This window comes from Desulfovibrio sp. MES5 (genome assembly GCF_002237645.1).
Lineage (GTDB): Bacteria > Desulfobacterota > Desulfovibrionia > Desulfovibrionales > Desulfovibrionaceae > Desulfovibrio.
Window position 1 is genome coordinate 1 of sequence record NZ_MJUZ01000013.1, and the last position, 19,922, is coordinate 19,922.

Here is a 19,922-nt window from a genome sequence, read left to right on the forward strand (position 1 = left end):
TTCCCTGGCAAGGTGTGCATAGCCCATACGCCCCTCAATCTTTGGTTGGATGGAGAGGCTAAAGGGCTATACCACCTTGCCTTTTCATTCAACTTTGAGGGTGTTGCACTTGCAAGTTGAATCCGCCAATCAAGACAACCATATATGACTGTGGCACAATGAATGCAAAAAACCTTGCAATTCCAGCATGTTACGAGACCGTATTAATTTCATATAACATACTGTTTTTATTGGCAAAAATTTCATGCTTCTTTTGCCATAGAACACCTTTCAGACGGCCGCCCCTTTTGCAACACCCGCCATCCTCGACTCTCTATTTAAAAACGCATATCATTTAGAGGCATGTTTGAGCAACACCCTTTGCTAACGCCTCGGCTTCAGACTTGTTTTGCAACATACCTCTTTCGTGATGCTTTTTCTTTTCCCGGCCTCTTGTGTTGCTGGACAGGGGCGGACTTTTTCAGGCGGCTTCATTGCACAACGACAAGCGCTGTTTCTGCATGCCGCAATGCCGAAAAAGGACCATGCGATTCAAACGAGGGCGTACCGGGGGGATCATTGAACCGGGCGTGCGCACCAGCAGACAAGGCATGGCGGACAAAGCCTGAGGGGCAAGACGCGACAGCCGAAGCATGGCGGGCCATGCTCTCTGCCTTTTACCGCCCAAAGGCTACGGCGGCGGGGCGGCGCTTCATTGCCGCTTCGGGAATCTTGAAAAAGCGCCTGTATGGCTGCCGCTGTGGACGCTTTGACCATGTTGCGCGCCGCCGACACTACACTGTTCGCTGCTCTTGATGAACTTGGCAGACTGCTGCGACCATGCGTCATGCGCCGCTCGGTCAGAGTGTCGTGAGCCGCCGTAAATGTCAAGAAAGAGGCCAGCACGGGTGTGGGGCGAACAAACGCCCCGCAGCTTGGAACCCCATCGCCCTGCCCGTGACTGTGCCCGTGATTGTGTTGTGATTGTGCCCGTGACAGCGCGCGGGCGGACGGAACGTTCGCGAAATGAGTGGTGAGTGCAGTTCCGTGACAGCGCGAGGGCGCGGGCGGCCCGCAGCCTGACGGCATTGAACCCTGGTCGGCGACAAAAGATCAACGCTCGGACGAGGGGTGACCGCCCGGCGCAAGGCTTTTCCCGTCCGGCGCGGGACTGAAAAACACCGCAGCCAGATCAGGCAAGCCACAGGGCGCAACGGCCCCGGCGGGGAAAAGGGGCTTTTCGCTCAGGTTCGCATCCCTCGTTCGCCCGCGCCTATCCTTCAAACTACAATTATTTCAGCGTACCGGCCCGCACGCCCTATTCTTCGAACCGCAGACGCTTCAGCGTGCCAGCCTGCACGGCCAGCAGTTCGGCCACAATGGACACGGCTATCTGCTGCGGGGTTTCAGCTTCAATGGTCAGCCCGATGGGGCAGCACACAGCGGCAAGTTCCGCGTCGGGCACGCCCTGAGAGCGCAGAATGGCATAGATCTGGTCGCGTTTGGTTTTGCTGCCTATCATCCCTATATATTGGGCATGGCTGGTCAGGGCCTGAGCCAGGGTTTCGCGGTCAAAACCGTGCCCGCGCGTGATGACGGCCACATAATGATGCCGCCCGATGCCGCAGGTTTCCACCAGATTTTCATAGTCGGGCAGCACATGGCAGCGCCGCGCCATGGGGAAGCGGTCCGGATTGGAAAACTCCGGCCTGTCGTCCGCCACGTCCACAATAAAGCCGCAGGCATGGGCCAGACGCGCCACCTCAAGGGATACATGCCCGCCCCCGCAAAGAAGCAGCACCGGCGGCGCAGCCAGCGGCTCAACATAGATACGGCATGCATCCGCCGTGACCAGACCGGGCTTGCCCTTGCGCTGCGCAAGCAAGGCGCGCACCGGGGCTATGTCCAGGCTGGCGTCCAGCGGCAGGGACGAATCCGCGGCCGGGTCAGCGTTTTCGGGCAGGCAGTCGAGATACAGTCGGCGCAGGGGCGGCTCGCGGTTCACGTCCACGACCCATACGCCCCCCACTCCGGCGCGCAGGGCACGGGCGGCAAGCGTGAACAGGGGGGCCGTGTCCGGCGTCAGAACTTCGCACAGCACGTCCATGCCGCCACCGCAAATCATGTCGCTGTCAGGGGTGAACCCGCTCATGTCGCAGGAAACCTGACTGGACTTGCCCATAAACAGGCTCTGGGCCGCAGCCTCAAAGGCGCGGGCCTCCAGAAGGCCGCCGCCCACGGTGCCTTCAGGCCCGTTTTGCGTGTACAGCGCGCGGGTGCCCGCATCACGCGGAGCCGAGCCTGTGCGGCTGATGACCGTCAAAAGCGTTACGCTTTCCCCACTGGCAAGCAACTGGGCCACGCGGGCTTCCAGAGTTTCCGCCCAGGGCGCGGCCATACCCCCTGAAGGGGCGGAAGGAGCGGAGGGCGCAAGAGGCGCGGAAGTCTTCATCGAGTCGGATGCGTCAGTTTTGCTCATCTCCGTCCTCCTTTACGTAGCCGCACCCCTTGACCGGGCACATGATCTTGGCGCCGGCCCGGCCCTTTTTTTCAACAAGGTATGGCGAATTACAGCGCGGGCAGGGGCCTGGCACGGGCCTGTCCCACAGGGCGAAATCACACTGGGGATACTGGTCGCACGAGTAGAATATCTTTCCGCGTTTGGTGCTCTTTTCCACCAGCTGGCCTTTCTGGCAGCGCGGGCAGGGAACGCCCGTGGACAGCGGGGCCGCATGCTTGCACTCGGGGTAGCCGGTGCAGGCGATAAAGCTGCTGCCAGTACGGGATTTTTTGATGACAAGGTCACGGCCGCACTGGGGGCACTGCCCCACTTTTTCATACTGCGGCTTTTCGGCGGCCACAGCTTCAACCCGACCTTCTTCGTTACGGGAAAAGTTGCTGGTGTAATTGCAGCCAGGATAGCCGGAACAGGCAAGAAAAGCCCCTGCCTTGCCGAATTTGATCATCAGCGGCTTGCCGCATTCCGGGCAGGGCAGGTCGGCGGGGATGCCGCCCTTGACGCTCTGCATATTTTTTGCAGCCGCCGCCAGCGTGGGATTAAAATCATCGGAAAAGGCGCGCAAAAGCTCTACCCAGTGGGCCTTGCCCTCGGCCACCTTGTCGAGCCCTTCTTCCATCTGGGCGGTAAAGCCCACATCCATGAGCCTGCCGAAGTGTTCGGTCAGCTGGCTGCAGACTACACGCCCAAGATCCGTGGGCACAAAGTGCCTGTCCACCAGACTGACGTACTCTCTGTCCTGAAGGGTGGAAATGATGGCCGCGTAGGTGGATGGCCGCCCAATGCCCCGCTCTTCCAGCTCGCGCACGAGGCTTGCTTCGCTGTAACGCGGCGGGGGCTGGGTGAACTTCTGCTCCTTGTCCAGCTTGTCCAGCTTGAGGGTCTGCCCGGCTTCAAGGGGCGGCAGCTCGGCGTCGGCGTCTTCCCCGGCGCGCGGCAGGGCCGCCAGAAAACCGGGAAAAAGCATCCGCTCGCCCTTGGCGCGCCACTGGCTGTGGGCACAGGCAATGGTTACGGTGGTGTCGTGAAAGCGCGCCCCGGCCATCTGCGAAGCCACAAAACGCGACCAGATGAGCCGGTACAGGTTGTACTGGTCCGGCGGCAGATGCTGCTTCACTTCATCGGGGGTGATGGTCACATCCACCGGGCGGACGGCTTCGTGGGCGTCCTGGGCGCTGCCCTTGGTCTTGTAGACGCGGGCGCGCTTGGGCAGATAGTCCTTGCCAAAGTGCTTGCCGATAAAATCCTTGGCGGCATCGCGCGCTTCATCGGCGATGCGCGTCGAGTCCGTACGCATATAGGTAATGAGGGCCGTAAGGCCACGGTCGCCAAGCTCCACGCCTTCATAGAGGCGCTGGGCGATATTCATCGTGCGCTTGGCCGAATAGGAAAGCCTCTGGTTGGCCGCCTGCTGCAAGGTGGAGGTGATGAAGGGCGGCTGCGGCGCGCGTTCGCGCTCCTTCTGCTCCACGCTCTCCACCACAAAGGGCTGGCCCCTGAGGGCGTCTTCCAGCGCCTGCGCCTCTTCGGCATTGGCGATGACCGCTTTTTTGCCGTTGATCTTGGCGAGGTCGGCCTTGAAGGGCGGCGGCGTTTCACCCGAAAGCAGCGCCTTGAACAGCCAGTATTCCTCAGGCTTGAACACCTCGCGCTCTTCCTCGCGCTCGGCGATGAGGCGCAGGGCCACGGACTGCACGCGCCCGGCGGATATGCCCCGCTTGATGGTCTTCCACAGCAGGGGAGAAATCTTGTAGCCCACCAGCCTGTCCAGAATGCGCCTGGCCTGCTGGGCGTCAAAAAGGTCTTCATTGAGGTCGCGCGGGTGCGCTAACGCTTCTTTGACAGCCTTGGCGGTAATTTCGTTGAACTGTATCCGCTTGATGTCCTTGGCCTTGTCGCGGATGAGCTCGGCCACATGCCACGCAATGGCCTCGCCCTCGCGGTCAGGGTCAGGGGCAAGGTAAACAGTGTCGGCCTTGGCGGCGGCGGCGCGCAGTTCGCTAACCACATTTTTTTTGTTATCTATGATTTCATACTGGGGCGCGAAGTTGTCCTCTTCATTCACACCGAGAGCCTTGGCGGGCAAATCACGGACATGGCCAACACTGGCCTGCACCATGTATGACGGCCCAAGAAACTTTTTGATGGTCTTAACTTTGGCCGGAGATTCCACTATTATCAACTGTTTGCCCATGCTGTCCTCGACTGCTTTCCGGCTGCGCCGGTACTGTCTGACGCGCCTTTTATGTAACGGCAAGATACGATAAAACCCACAGGCGTCAAGTGCGCATCGTCGTAATAATGCTGGTTGCCCCGTGCCTGCGGCCCCGATATGGCCCGGCTGCGTGCAGAGCGGCAAGCGTGACCAACACGACCGCACGGCAGTAAAAACTTTTAATTATTGGGGAGATGCCATATGTCTGCCATTCGTATGACAAAAGGTACGGCCAACTGGACAGGCATGTGTAACTTGCGGTAATCTTGTAGAAGATTTCAACCAAAATGAGAGCTATATGCGTATATGTTCAGTACTATACCGCCTTACGGCGGCACTGTGTCTTACCATGCTGTTCATGGCGGCGGCGGGTTGTTCCTCCCACCAGAACAGCGGCAATACGGAAGAATCGGGCTTTCCGCCCGGCTCGCCCGCTGACCCGCGCGCCAACCAGGCCCAGGCCAGCCCCGAGCCGCTGCCCACAATAAAGGCCAAACCGGGGCAAAGCGTCTTTGTGGACGTGAGCGGCGGCAGCGCCAGTTTCAATGCCGACCTTCAGTCCATGCTCACGGCCTACCTGCAGAGCGAGCGTGAACTTGTGCCCGCCGAATCGGCCAAGGAGGCAGACCTGACCCTGCGCGTGGTGGTGGAGGACGTCACCCCTCTGGGCTCGCGCAGCACGCCTGCCAGCCCGGGGCGGACCCTGGGCCACGCAGGCACGGGCGCCATGCTTGGCGCGCTTGTGGGCGGTTCCGCAGGCGGAGGGCGCGGCGCGGCCTGGGGCGTGGGCGGCGGCCTGCTGCTGGGCCTCGGGGTCAGCATGCTTGACGGCGGCACAAGCAACATGTGGGGCATGCGCGCCCAGGTGGGCGTCGGCAAAAAGGGCAAGCAGCCAGACGCCATGCACACGGTGGTTGTAAGCGCCGAGGGTGAAAACATGGGGCGCGACGCCATCCTCCCGGCCCTGGAAGACAAGCTGAGCAACGAGATCGTCAAGGCCGTGAAGCCCTGACAAAATAATAACCTGACAGGCCAGCCTGTCGGGACGCCGCAACGGGCGTTGCCAAGATTTTGTTCACGCCGCAACGCTCCCGGCCACCCCCCTGCCGGACGAATAACGCCCCGGAAAATTCGCGCTGCAATTCGGAAAAACCCGCGTGCTGCAGCCCTGAAAAAAACCCTGGCGAAAGTACGGATATTCCGAAAATTGCCCAACCCATAACACAGCGAGAACTCTTGGCCCTCGGGCACAGGATATTTCGCCATAAAACATACCGCATTTCATGGATTTGCAGCAGACCACCCCCTGCGGATGACAGTCCTGCCACGAAGAAATGTTGCTGCGGACGTGTTCATAGGCCCAAAAAATGCATGTATGGGGACATGCATGGCGAAAGCCACATGCTTTCGCTTTCAATACCAGCCGCGTTTGTGACGGCAAGGATCGAGGTTTTCTTATGATGTTTAAAGGACTGCGTTTTATTGCACTGCTGCTTTGCGTGAGCCTTGTGCCGCTTGCAGCCTGCGTGCGTCAGGCCGCTGACCCGGACAAGCTGGAAGTGCTGCGTTCAGGCAAGCTGCAGGAAGCACTGGATGATGATACAGTTGCGGACACTGTTTACGTAAATGTGCGCGACAACACCAACCGCGTTTTCGGGCTGCGCGCCCAGGCCGAATCCTGGCTGCAACGCAGCGGATTCACCATTGTGGGCAATCCCAGCGAGGCTGGAAACATCGTGCAGATCACGGTGCTGTCCGCCGGAAATACGGAGCCCACCCACCTCAGGCAGACGGTTGCGGCAGGCTACGACACGCCTTCCATCCTCAAGGGGGCTGGCGCCACAGCGGTAATGGCCGACGTATTGCTGGTGCAGCGGCGTGTTCCCAGCGCACAAAGGGAAAGCAAGGCCAAACTCAAGAACATATCCAGCCGCAACGCCCTTTCCAACAGCCAGATGCGCATAGCCGTGCTGTTGCCGGGGCAGATACGTATGGACGCCGGAGCGCCCACCCTGTTTACGGAAACGCTGGCCCGTGAAATCGGAACCGCCATTCATGCCACCAGCAAGGCCGCAGGCCAAAGCCCTGGCCAGACCTCAGCCCAAATCCCTGGCCAAAGCCCTGACCAAAGCCCTGGTCAGACCGCGCCCGCTGGAGCTGCAAGGCCGCAACAATAGAGCAGTTTACAAATGAAATGAGTTAACGGCTCTGCAAGGATTTTCTTGAAAATCCTTGCCGCGAAATGTGCGTACGGCAGGCTTTTGCCTGCCGTACGCGAGCATTTCAAGCGTTAACCGCTCCAGAGCGGGCACCTCTTGATTTGAAATGCTTTGTGGGGGAGGAGCCTTTGTAACAAGGGGGCTTCGCCCCCACGCCCCGCCCATAGATTTTTTATTGTCCTTGCGTGCGACGCCTCCGGCGGCTGCCGCCCGCCGCCGCAACCGGCAGCGCCCTCCGCTCCCTCAGCGCCCTGTCGCGCACTATTGCCTGAGGCAAAATGGACTGGCCGGATTTTCCTGATGTGTTTCAGGAGAATCCGGCCAGTTTTGTCTTGTTGCTCTCGTAATATCGGGGCTGAAGCGGGAGTGGCGGCACGTTGATTTTGCCGCGCGCCATCACGGCATGTCCGTCACGGAGCGTCAATCGCCACGCGCCAGACGCGGATCAGCACTCCCCGTTTGCGCTCGCGGCGCGTCAGCCTCGCTTCAGGGTATCGACCAGGGCGTCCAGGGCCTGCGCCTGCGCCGCCAGGTCAGCCACGGCCTTGGAGGCCTCGGCCATAGCTTCGGCGGTCTGCCGCGATACGGTATTGATATGCACTATGGTCTGGTTGATCTGCTCGCTGGCGGCAGACTGCTCCTCGCTGGCCGTGGCAATGGCATTTACCTGATCCGCCGTGGATTCCACAGTGCCGACGATCTCGCCCAGGGCCTGACCCGACTGCCCGGCATAGTTCGTGGCCTGTTCCACCTGCCGTACGGCCTCGTCCACGCTGGCCATGCTCTTTGTGGTGCTCTCCTGAATGGCCCTGATGGCATTGCCCACATCAGTGGTGGACGCCATGGTTTTTTCCGCCAGTTTGCGCACCTCGTCGGCCACCACGGCAAATCCGCGTCCGGCATCCCCTGCCCTTGCAGCCTCAATGGCCGCATTGAGCGCCAGAAGGTTGGTCTGGTCGGCAATGTCGGAAATAACGCTCATGATCCGGTTGATGTCCTGAGCATGCGTGTTCAGAAGCGCCATGTCGCGGCGCAGCGTTTCAGAAACCTCACGTACCTGCCGGATGCTCTGCAACGACTGCTCCACTATGCTTGCGCCCGCCAGCGCTCTTCGCTTGGTTTCCGTCGACGCTTCAGACGCCTGGCTGGCGTTGCGGGCAACTTCCTGCACCGTGGCGTTCATCTGGTTCATGGCCGTGGCAGCTTCGGCAAGCCGCTGTGAAGACTCCGCCGCGCTCCTGTCCGACTGCTCGATCTGGGCCGACAGCTCCGTGGAGGCCGACGAAACCACCGACACCACCGCTTCAAGCTGTTCCGCCGCAGCCAGCATGCCGTCCCTGCGGGCGCTTTCCGCAGCTTTGCGGGCGTCCTCAGCTTCCAGCATGGCATGGTGCGCCTTTTCCGACTCTTCGCGGGCCGCTTCGGTCAGGGTTTCCGCCCTGCTGATGCCGTCCAGCAACGCGGCGATCATTTTTTTCAGCGCTGCGGCGAGTTCCTTCATTTCACCGCCGAAGCCGCTGTCGTCAATATTCTGGTCCAGCTTGCCCCCGGCGATGACGCCGGCAGTCTCCGCCAGATAGTTGACCGGGCGCAGCGCGCCGCGAATGACGAGATAACTTATGCCAAGCAGCACCAACAGGGTTATGGCCGAGATAATGACCGTAATGCGGCTGATGTCCCTGGCCTGGGCCAGCACCTCGTGTTGCGGTACAGTCACGGCAAGATACCAGTGCTGTTTGCCGCCCCTGAAATCAACGGGATAAAAATAGTGCAGCAGTACGCCCTGCGCGCCGCTGACATCCTCGGTATAGGCCTTGCCAGCGGCAAAGGCCTTTGCGGCCGCCTCTTTCTGCCTGACAACGCCCAGATCAAAAATGTTTTTGCCGATCAGGGATGCGTCGTGATGCGCCAGAATATCGCCCTTCTCGCTGACAAGCGAGGCATAACCACTGCCGTACAGACTGATGGCCGAGACTATCTGCTGCAACCGTGCAAGGGAGATATCCACCAGCACCGCGCCGAGCAGGTCCTTGTCATGCAGTATGGGACAGGCCACCGTGGACATGAGCACGTCCTCGCCATTGACCTTGAAGGGAATGGGGTCGGAAACATAGGTCTGCCTGGTTTGCCTGGGGATGGCATAATAGGGCTGATCCACCTGCTCGCCCAACTCTACAAGCTCGGCCCCACGGGAGAGGTAGGGCATAAAGCGCCCCTTGGCGTCGCTGCCTGGCGCGCCCGCATACAGCATATCGCGGTTGTCAAACGCGTTCGGCTCCCAGATGATGCCCACGCCGAAAAAGTCGGCATTGCCCAAAAGCATGCCGCTGATCATGGCTATTACGCCCTGCCGGGTGGGAGCCTCATTTTGGGCTACGCTCTGCCCCAGAGCGCCAGCCAGGGCCGATGCCTCATCCACTGCCATGTTCAGGAACCGGGCCATGGAGTTTCCCTCAGCCGCGCCAAGAGCGGCCAGCTCACGGCGGGCGACGGCCTCTATGGCCACGCTGCTGCGCGCCTGAATCTGCCAGGTCAGCAGCCCCAGACACACCACAAGGGCAAGGGCCACGGGAATCACAATCTTGGGAGTCATGCGCAAGGATTGATACCAGGCGAACATAAAGGCTCCATTGGTTAACGGGACACCAGAACACGTCAGCTTTGCCAATGCATCCTGCCAGAACTGACAAAGCGCTCTCTTGGCCCTCAGGACCGTTTCATCCTGAAACCGCCCTGACGACTGAGGGATCAGCCTCATCGCGAAGGCACACGCGCCGTGCATCCACGCGGGTATGCGCGACGCGGACAATTTCAAGCGCCGAGAATAGATATTCTCACAGGTTGTCTGCCAGCCGCAAGCTGCCCGTGCCTACGCCTCCCCGTAGGGGGACGCTGCCCGCCAGCCATGGGAGCATTGGCACAGCAACGCCTTTTGGACTGCTTTTTGGAACCGCTGGCAGCACAAGCAACGCCACCGGCCATATCAGGCTTTTCGGTATTTTTTTTGACCAGCTTTAGCGGACGGGCAGGGTGCGAGAGCCCTTTTACATTGCAATATTCTGACGGCTGCGGAAAAAACGCCAGCTGTGGAAGAACAAACACTGCTTATCCACACGGTTACGCGCCGACGCCAACCATTCAGAAACACAGGATGCTATTGATAATTTTTTTACGCCCCCGCTGGGCAAGATACGTGTCAAAGACCGCGAGAAGGGCTTTATGCAGGGGAGGGCGTCAAAAACCGCGAGAAGGCGCTATACGCTGGCGGGGCTGCACTCTGTCGGGTGTGCCTGCGCCGCCGCGCGCTACGGTGACGCACAAAAGCACGCAGGAAGGCCGTGATGCGAATGGCAGTCACGCATCCGGCAGTGTCTGCCGGAATATTTTTCATCAATGCACATTTTCTTCATCTTTTCTCATAAAAACAATATTTTTGGCAGGTTACATTTAAAAATATCTCCTGGATCCGCAAACGGCCCACACCGCCCGCCATACCGACAACCACCTGAAATAAAAAAAGTTCCACAAGAAAAAAAATACAACGAAAACAGCTTTGTCAGTGCGCGAAACCCATAAAAAAATCAGCTCGGCATAAAACAGAGTAAAAAACTATGTATTTTTGGCGTGTTCTGAAAAATCTATAAATAGATATTAATTTTTGATCCATTATATGTGGACCTGGCCGTTATAAAATAATAATAAATTATATCAAACTACTATCTGGATGCACATCAAATAAAACCCACACAATAGAAGAAGTCTTGTTATAGGCCAGCCGCCGTTGACAAGGCTAATGACAGACATTATCAAATAATCGATGGGTTCTGCCCAGATCGTGAATCACACATCCACTGATTCACCCACATGCTTCCCAACAGTGCACTCTTCACCAGAGGCAGAGGGGTTCCCCCTCAGAGAAGCAAGCCACACGCTTGCCGATCTCTCCTTCCCAGCCTTTCGGAATGCTCGCAGAGCGTTACCGTAATATCAATAGATTAAAGCTCATTATGGAGGCTCCATGCCTACAGTCACTCTTTCACGTCCTGCCCAGGGGCAGGAAAAGATAATTATTGCATCCGACCAGAACGCCATGTTCGCTCTTGAGTTCTCGACCAACGACGTTACCCTGTCGCGCGATGGGGATTCACTGGTGTTTACCTTTGAAGATGGCGCAGTCATTCGTATAGATGATTTTTATGCCAGCTATAACGCTGATAATATTCCTGAATTTGAAGTGGCGGGCAAAGTTGTTTCCGGTGCGGATTTTTTCAGCGCTCTTGGCCCGGATCTCAGTCCTGCGGCTGGTCCGACCGCTGTGGAACGCTCTTCTCATTATACGGAGCACGGCGATTCCGCCCTTGCCTCGGGCCTTGACCATCTGGACAGTCTTGACTACCGCACTGAAAACGCGGCTTTTTCCGACGGTCCCCTACTTATGGTCGGTCCCGACATGGCGCGCGCGCCTTCGGTTGCCAATGGCGGCCCCGGCGGCGGTGGCGGAGGTGGCGATGACGGCGACAACGGACAAAACACGCATACTCCCTACCACACAAGGCTCATTGTCTCCGACACAAACGCCAACACCTTCAGCTTCTTTGCCGTGGACGAGGACGGAAACATCGTCAATGACGCCAGCAAGATCACCAATCTGGAATTTGATGGCGACAACACATATTTTACCATTACGGGCGTTGCCCCCGACGGCAGAATAACCGTGGAGCTTACCGCCGCCGGGCTTGACGCATTGAACGACGGCACGCTGGCGTCGGACATGCTGCTCATTACCGTTGACGGCGTGGAATATAAAATGCCGCTGCTGATCACCGGCGGCCCTGCGGGCCAAAGCTATGACGCCGCGGACGAAGAAGCTCGCGCCCAGATAGGCACTGACCTCAAGGCCGAATGGTATGCCACTGACTCCAAAACTGTGAGCAATGACACCATCACCCTTGGCGGCACGAGCTACAATCAGGTAGACATTGACCAGTCCAACAGTGACCCCGTCAACGACGTTGCGGGTGCAGTGAATTCAAATATTGACATCTCGGCCTCCTCAAAGGGAGAAGTCAATATCACAGCCATCACACCTGGTGACATCAACAACCCTACATACGGGGTAGCCACTCATGAGAGCGACAACGCCTCATCTTCTATTCGCGGAGGTGATGCCAGCTCCATAAATATCAATGCTCAAAGCAGCACGTCAGGTTTTGTCTATGGCGTGTATACAAAGGCTGACCAGAACTCCACCGCCGCAACAACGATTGAGGGCGGCAATGTTTCCATCACGGCGCAGGGAGGCGTAGGCTACGGCGTGTATGCGGGCGCAAACTCCAGCAACGTCATCAATGCCGCCCAGAATGTGGACATCAATATGCAGGCGTCTTCCGCCAAAGCCTGGGGCATATTCGCCTCCGCTGCCGACAACCAGCCTGCAACCAACATAATTACCGGGCATGACATCACGGTAAGCAGCAGCTCCGACATCGACGACGCCTACGGCATGCTGGCAAAAGAGGGTGGAACCAATAGCATTACCGGCAGTGGCGATGTGACTGTTACTGCCAACAGTGTTCTCCTCGGTTCTGGCATGAACGCGAGCAATTCCGGCAGCAATACCATCACTGCAAGCGGCGATGTGAACATCGCCGCCAACAGCGTAACCAATGCCAGCAGAGGCATGTTTGCCGATACCGACAGCAGCAACACCATCAACGCAAGCGGCAGCGTAAGCGTGTCGGCCACTGCCCCAGGCTCCAATTTCCAGGCATTTGCCAACAGCTACGGCATGTATGCCGCTGACGGCAGCAGCAACACCATCAACGCAAACGGCGATGTGGACGTCTCCGCCCACAGCATAACCCAGACCGGCACTGGCATATTGTCCTTTGCTTCAAGCAGCAACACCATCAACTCCCAGAGCGGCAATGTAACTGTCAGCGGCTCCAGCGACTCGCATCTTGCTTATGGCATTCAGAACTCTGGCGGCGCCACTACCATCAACGCAGAAAACGGCGATGTGAACGTCTCAGCCCACAGCGTAAACCAGGCTGGTTACGGCATGGAGGCATCTGGCGGCGATGCCGTTATTACCATTAACGCTAAAAACGGCAATGTGACCGTCAGCGGCACCAGCGATAACGCTTACGGTGTCGGCATGCAGGCCTACTCCGGTAGCGCCACCATTAACGCGAGTGGCGATGTAACCGTCTTGGCCGGCACCGAAACCAGCGGCAACAGCTACATCCTCATGGGAGCGAACTCAGGCGGCAGCAATGCCATCAACGCTGGCGGCAATGTGACCCTTGCCCACACCGGCGCCAGCCCCGGCAAGGGCGGCGGCATGTATGGCAGCGGTGCTCACAGCAGCAATACCATCAACGCTGGCGGCAACGTGACCCTTACCACCGGCAGCAGCAGCATGAGTGCCAGTTCTTCCGCCAGCAACGCCATCACCACTGACAGCGGCGATGTGGCCCTTACCGTCAAAAGCGACATCGGAAATTCAAATGCAACCATGTCCACCTATGCGTCCGGCAGCAACACCATCACCACTAAGAGCGGTAATGTGACCCTGACCAGCACCAACGGAATCATGGTTGCCGATTATGCCAGCAACGTTGGCCAAGACAATGGCAGCAATACCATCACCACCGACAGCGGCAAGGTGACCCTTACCGGCGGTGGCGCTGGCATGCAGACCAGGTCCGGCAACAACGCCATCACCACAAATAGTGGCGATGTGACCCTGACCACCGCCGGTGGCATCATGAATGCCAGTATATCAGGCAGCAATGCCATCACCACCGACAGCGGCGACGTGACCCTTACCGGCGGCGGGGCAGGCATGGTTGCCGAGGCATCCGGCAGCAATACCATCACCACAAAAAACGGCAATGTAGTCCTTACCAGCGGCGCACGCGGCTCAGACGCCGGCACTGGCATGCATGCGAACTCCGGCAGCAACAGTATCTCCACTACGGGGGGCACTGTGGAGGTTACCAGTACCACCAGCAACAGCAAGGTAGAGAACTACGGCATGTCTGCCGCGTATAAATCCAGCAATAACATCACCACAGAGAGCGGGGATATCAACGTTACAGCTACCGGACCCAGCACCAACACATACGGCATGTCTGCGAGAACTGCCAGCAGCAACGACATCAAATCTGACAGCGGCAATGTGACCGTTATCAGCAACGGTTCCATTGCCAGCAGTTACGGCATGTTTGCCGTGGGCGCCAGCAACACCGTCAACAGCAACTCCATCACCACAGTAAGCGGAGATGTGACCGTATCAGCCCTCGGCCACAAAGGGGTTGGCATGCATAGCGATATTGGTAAAAACACCATCATCACGGAAAGCGGAAATGTGAACGTGTCAGGCGCCGGCACGGGCACTGACAGATTCTCCGACTCCTCCGGCATGCACGCTTCCGGCTCTGGCCTCGGCGAAAACGCGATTACAACAGGCAGCGGCAAGGTGACTGTATCAGGCGTTGGCCACAACGCTTCCGGCATGTGGGCAGAATATTCTTCCGGCAACAGCAACATTATCACCACTGATAGCGGCGATGTAAGTGTATCCGGCATCGGCACAGGTTCCGGCTATGGCATGGTTACTGCCGTTGGCAACGGAAAAAACAGCATCACCACTGTAAGCGGGAACGTAAACATTGACGCCCAAGGTGTGAACGAATCCTCTGCCTTGCGGGCTGATTCGCAAGGCGGCAATACCATCACCACCGTAAGCGGCGATGTGAACGCTTCCGCCAGCGGCGGCATGACCAGCACCGGCATGGACGCAGCCGCCAACGCCAGCAATACCATCATTACCGAAAGCGGCAATGTAACCCTCAGCGCTCAGGGCAATAGCGCGAGCCAGGCCATGTATGCCGAGGCTTCAGGCAAAAATGCCATCACCACAAGGGACGGCGATGTGAACGTCTCCGCCCACAGTGCAAACGGCGACGGCAATGGCATGTATGCCACGAGTGGCGGCAGCAACACCATCAACGCTGATAACGGCAATGTGACGATCAGCGGCAGCAGTGATGCACAACTCGCCTACGGCATGTTTGCCTCGCTTTCGGGCGGCAATACCGTCAACGCTGGCGGCGACGTGACTATTATGGGCGATAGCAACACCGACAGCGCCGGCATGGCCGCGATCAGTTCCGGCAGCAATACCATCAATGCGGGCGGCAACGTGACTGTTACCGCCAACGGCAACGGCTCAGGCGTGTACGCCGGTGGTTATGCCCAAAGCACCATCAACACTGACAGCGGCAACGTGAATGTTACTGTCGACGGAAAGAATGCCGCCGGCACGACCCTTGGCATGGCCAGCTCAGACCACGCCAACAATACCATCAAGACTGGCAGCGGCGATGTCAGCGTTACCGCCATCGGCAACACCAACAATACCGCCTCGGCCATGTACGCCATCACTTCCGCCAACACTGTCATCACCACCAAAAGCGGCGACGTGACCCTTACCAGCAGCCACAACGGCATGTTTGCCGATACTTCCGGACGCAACACCATCACCACTGACAGCGGCAAGGTGGACATTACCGCCGGCAGCGGCTTCACCGATGGCTCCGGCATGTATGCCTCGCAATTCGGGCGCAACGACATCATCACCGCAGGCGGCGATGTGACGGTTACCGCCAGCGGCAGCAACAACAACCAGGGCATGTCCGCTGAATCCGGCTCCAACAGCATCACCACCTCCGCCGGCGGCAACGTAACCGTTACCGCTGGCGGCAGCGGCACGGGCTACGGCATGCGTGCCGATGGCGTCGGCGGCAATGTCATCAAGACTCAAGACGGCAACGTGCATGTTGCCGGTGGCGAGTTGGGCGTATCCGCCGCTGGTTACGGCATGTTTGCCGATAATAAAGCCACTAACACCATCACAACCAGTGGCGGCGATGTGAGCGTTATCGGCGGTGGCGACAGCGCCCACGGCATGGCGGCCGCCAACGGCGGCTCCAATATCATCAAGGCCATCGGCGGCGAGGTGGACGTTACTGCCCATGGCAGCAGCAACAGTTATGGCATGGCTGCCACAGACGGCGGCATCAATCTCATACAGCCTGGCAGCGGCCCGGTGACCGTCACCATTACCGCCACAGCGGACAGTGCCGAGAAGGCCATTGCCATGTGGGCCGATGGCGGAAACTCCGTAAACTACATCACTGGCAGCTCCACATCGGGAGGCCCGGGCGACAGCATCACCCTGAATGCCAATAACGGCCAGGGCATCGCCATGCAGGCCGAAAACGGCGGTCAAAACATTATCACCACCGGTGCGGGCAACGACAGCGTGACCATCAACGGCGCTGTCAAAGGCGCAGGCAATGAGATCAACTTGGGCCGTGGCGACAACACCCTCACCATCAACGGCGCGGTAGACCCCGGCAGCCTCAACGTCAAGACCGAGGGCATCGGCGCCAGCGCCGGCACCTACACGCTCATACTCCAGGCGCCCGATGCCGAAAGCTTTGTCAGCCACTATGGGGCCTGGCTCAACGACATCGGCTCAGATCCCCTCATTACAGGCGGCATGACGACCATACGCTTTGACGGGCTGGACGTCGCTACCCTGCCCCCGGACTTCCTGGCGGAATTTAACGACATTCTGTGGGACTTGCAGGCTGGCGGCGTTGCCATTGAGCCTGCGGAGCTTGCCGACCAGTTGCACGACCCCGCCGGTTCCTTCAGCGCTCCCCTGTCCGTCATGGCTGACGAGACCGGCGCGGAGCACCATACGCAGGACGCGCAGCATGCCGCCGGACACGACGACGCGCAGTCTTCGCTGCTGCCCGCGCATGACGGTCAGGACTCCGTGACTGACGACGGCCAGCACGCCGCCAACGAGCACAGCGACCCTGCGGGACATATAGGCATTCCCGGAGCGGGCATTCCTGAGACAGGCAATCCCGGGGCGGACTCTCCTGAGCATGACCCCACAGTAGCGGCGCACTTCAGCGCACAAGCGGACGAGCAGATTCAGCCGCTTTTCGCCTCCCTGAGCGGCCATGCCGACGACATGTCCGCAAACGCCTCGACAGACCTGCCCCTTGAAGGGGGGGATGACATCTTGCACAGCGGCCATCTGGGCAATGAGGCTGCCGACAGTGGCGCTCTTGCCGGGCTTCATGCCTCCATCACGCTGGCCTACGCCAATGAAAAATTCGACAGCCTGTTTGTAGCCACCACCGTGCAGGTTGCTGAACAGGACGAAACCGGGCCCGAAGCAACCGCCCTGCATGACGTGCCCCTGACCAACATGAACGCGGTTCTTGCTCAGAGCCACTTTGCCGGATCAGCTGCCCACGATGCCCCTGCCGTGGTTGCAGAAAGCACGATCACCGTAACGGGCGAAATCAGCAGCGTCTCCAGCTTGATGGACTCCTGCCAGGAAAACACGGACAACGCCGCAAGAGAAATGGCAAGCAGTTAGGGCATTTCAACTTCGAAAACGTGTGCATGCTCTAACTCTGCACGAAAGTGCAGCGCCCCACAACGTGGCGTGCATTCAGCCGAAAATCGTATTTTTCGACTGAATGAAAACTTTGAAATGTGAAGCATTTCAAAGTTAATCTGCCTAGGGCAGGTTCACTTTGAACTGTTTTGTGTGGGAGGAGACCCTTTTGCAAAAGGGTCTCCTCCCATGCCCACGCTCATTCATACCATTATTGCTTGCAGTACAACGAGCCTGCGAATCTGAACGGGGAGAGGCCAGAGGCCGCGTCTTCCGGGGCATCACACCATTGCAGCGTTTATTGCTCCAGGGCAATGCGTTGCGAATATACCCAGCGCCTCAAGGCGTTCGCGATAGCGCATGCAGCGCAAACAAGCGCAGCTGCATCCATTGGCCCCCAGGGCAAAGGATGCAGCTGCGCTTGTTTCTTTGCGGCGGACGTCTGCTCACGCAACCGCCAGAACAATCTTTAACTTATGAGGCTCTGATTCCTGTTTTTCAGCCTGTCGATAAGCTCCCGTAGTTCAGTCGCCATCTTGGCCACCGCCCGCACCTGATGGTCGGCTTCGCCCATGGCCGTTCGGCTGGACTCGGCAATGTCCTGCACGTTCTTCATGCCCTGCGTCACATGCACCACAGTGTCGCTCTGCTGCTGCGCAGCCACGGCCATGCCTGCGGCGTTCTCCACGTTGGAGGCGGCCAGATCAAGAATCTGCGTAAGCGCCTCCCCTGACTGCTGCGCAAGGTCATTGGACTCGTGCACGGCCTCGCTGGTCTGCCCCATAAAGGCCACGCTGGCATGGATGGATTCCTGAATGCCGGTGATCTTGGCCCCCACGGCCTGAGTGGCGGCAACCGTTTTTTCCGCCAGCTTCCGCACTTCATCGGCGACCACCGAAAAGCCGCGCCCCGCCTCGCCAGCCCTGGCTGCCTCAATGGCGGCGTTGAGAGCCAGCAGGTTGGTCTGGTCGGCTATGTCGGTAATAACACTCATAATGCCGGTAATACCCTGGGCCATCTCGCCCAGTTCGGCTATCTGCCCGTTCTGCTTGGACGCGAGGTCGTTGACCCGGCTGATGGCCTGGGCGCAACGGGTCACCACATCCACGCCGCTTCCGGCGTACTCCTTTGAACTGCGCGCCCCGTGGGCCGAATGCTCCGCATTGATGGCAATTTCGCTGGCCGCCGTTGCAAGCTGCTCCAGATCGTCAAGGCTGCCGCGCATAAGACTGTGCTGGTCTTCGCTGCCCTTGTAGACGGTTTCCACCCGCTCAGCCAGAGTGGTGGAATGCTCGGCCAGGTCACCGGCAATAGCATCAGCCTGAGCGGCTATGGCGTTCATATTTTCCAGCAACGCGGCAATGCGGGCCTCTTTTTCCTCCGCATCCTTGAGGGCGCGCTGGGCATGGTCGGCACTGGCCTGAGCCTCTTCAGACTTTTTCTGATTTTCTGTGAGCTTGAGCTTCAGGCTGTCCAGCAGTGAACCAAGCGCGCTCGACAGCGCGCCGATTTCATCCTTACGCTGCAGGCGCAGGTTCACATCCAGATTGCCTGCCACCACTTCGGAGGACTTGCTCACGAGCCAGCGCAAAGGGTTGCGGATGGAGCGCGTAATGGCCACGCCGGAGATTACCATACATCCCAACACGGCCAGCAGCAGGACAACAACCACGTATTTTTCGCGATCCATGATATGCTTGTAGGTTGCCTTGTCTGCATCGGCGGCGTGCAGCATCATAGTGCGCAGCTGCGCGAGCGTTTCCACAACAGCCGCCGATTTGCCCAGCGTAATGGAATTGAAATGCTGCCGGGCCCCTTCAAGGTCGCCAGCCTGCACCATGCGCTCAATATCCGCAGCGCTTTTGTGCAGTTCCAGGTGGGAAGCTTCCATCTGCTTGAAATAGGTGGCCGTGCCGGGCAAGATGGCCTCCACCTCTTCACGACCGCCATTGTAAAACCATTGGCCGAAAAGGCACTTGTGCCCGTCTTTCTGCACATCAAGCTTGCCGTCGGCAGGCGGCATGGCCACAAAGCTGCCGACACGCTCCTTCCAGTGCAGATGGTCGGCCTCACGCATGGCAAAAACAAGGGCGTTGCCCTGTTTTTGCAGTGCGCTGTCGGCCATGGTCATGACTTCATTGGAGGCCTCCCATGCAACCAGGGCATAACAGAGCATGCCCACCAGGCTGACGCCGAAGCCAAAACACAGCTTCTTTCCTATTGAAAGGTTTTTCCAAAACATGGTTCCTCTCTATATATTAACTGTGTATAATCACGAGAAACACGCTCAACTTTGCAAACATTGCCCCAAATTTTGACAGCAGTATGCCAGTGCCGAATAAATTCGGACACAAGCAGGCCCATGACAAGCTTGAACACGTCGCCCTGAGCCTGCCAGCTGCCTTACAAGAAAGAGCATCAATTATTATTTGTACTTTTTAAAATGATACCTAATGGGAGGACTTTTCATTGTCAAGCTGCCCAACCTCAATATTCCCG

General features: G+C 58.6%; 8 protein-coding genes. 4 read left to right on the forward strand and 4 right to left on the reverse strand.

The window, feature by feature from the left end:
• The first annotated feature begins 727 nt into the window (after positions 1–727).
• Complete coding sequence (locus BCS36_RS04940) at positions 728–853, forward strand: hypothetical protein (protein ID WP_291301802.1); 126 nt, start codon at positions 728–730, stop codon at positions 851–853.
• A gap of 444 nt (positions 854–1,297) precedes the next feature.
• Here the strand turns inward: BCS36_RS04940 and BCS36_RS04945 are convergent, their stop codons facing one another.
• Complete coding sequence (locus BCS36_RS04945) at positions 1,298–2,458, reverse strand: XdhC family protein (protein WP_291301803.1); 1,161 nt, start codon at positions 2,456–2,458, stop codon at positions 1,298–1,300.
• Positions 2,445–4,691 (reverse strand): type I DNA topoisomerase, encoded by a 2,247-nt coding sequence (gene topA, locus BCS36_RS04950; RefSeq protein WP_291301804.1) that lies wholly within the window; start codon positions 4,689–4,691, stop codon positions 2,445–2,447. Before topA ends, BCS36_RS04945 begins: the two co-directional genes overlap by 14 nt.
• A gap of 319 nt (positions 4,692–5,010) precedes the next feature.
• Here topA and BCS36_RS04955 point away from each other — a divergent pair, with 319 nt between their 5' ends.
• A complete protein-coding gene (locus BCS36_RS04955) occupies positions 5,011–5,724 on the forward strand; it encodes a hypothetical protein (protein ID WP_291301805.1) in 714 nt (237 codons plus the stop codon).
• Positions 5,725–6,169: 445 nt separating this feature from the next.
• Positions 6,170–6,889 carry a complement resistance protein TraT gene (traT, locus tag BCS36_RS04960; protein ID WP_291301806.1) on the forward strand — a complete coding sequence of 240 codons (720 nt, stop codon included), beginning with the start codon at positions 6,170–6,172 and terminating at the stop codon, positions 6,887–6,889.
• 517 nt (positions 6,890–7,406) lie between these two features.
• On the opposite strand, the gene BCS36_RS04965 is transcribed toward traT, so the two are convergent.
• The gene (locus BCS36_RS04965) at positions 7,407–9,551 is read right to left on the reverse strand and encodes a methyl-accepting chemotaxis protein (protein WP_291301807.1); all 2,145 of its coding nucleotides are present in this window, start codon (positions 9,549–9,551) and stop codon (positions 7,407–7,409) included.
• A gap of 1,398 nt (positions 9,552–10,949) precedes the next feature.
• Here BCS36_RS04965 and BCS36_RS04970 point away from each other — a divergent pair.
• The gene (locus BCS36_RS04970; protein WP_291301808.1) at positions 10,950–17,402 is read left to right on the forward strand and encodes a hypothetical protein; all 6,453 of its coding nucleotides are present in this window, start codon (positions 10,950–10,952) and stop codon (positions 17,400–17,402) included.
• 490 nt (positions 17,403–17,892) lie between these two features.
• Here BCS36_RS04970 and BCS36_RS04975 read toward each other — a convergent pair whose 3' ends face one another.
• Entirely contained in the window at positions 17,893–19,665 is a 1,773-nt protein-coding gene (locus BCS36_RS04975) for a methyl-accepting chemotaxis protein (RefSeq protein WP_291301809.1), read from the reverse strand.
• Between the last annotated feature and the right edge of the window lie 257 nt (positions 19,666–19,922).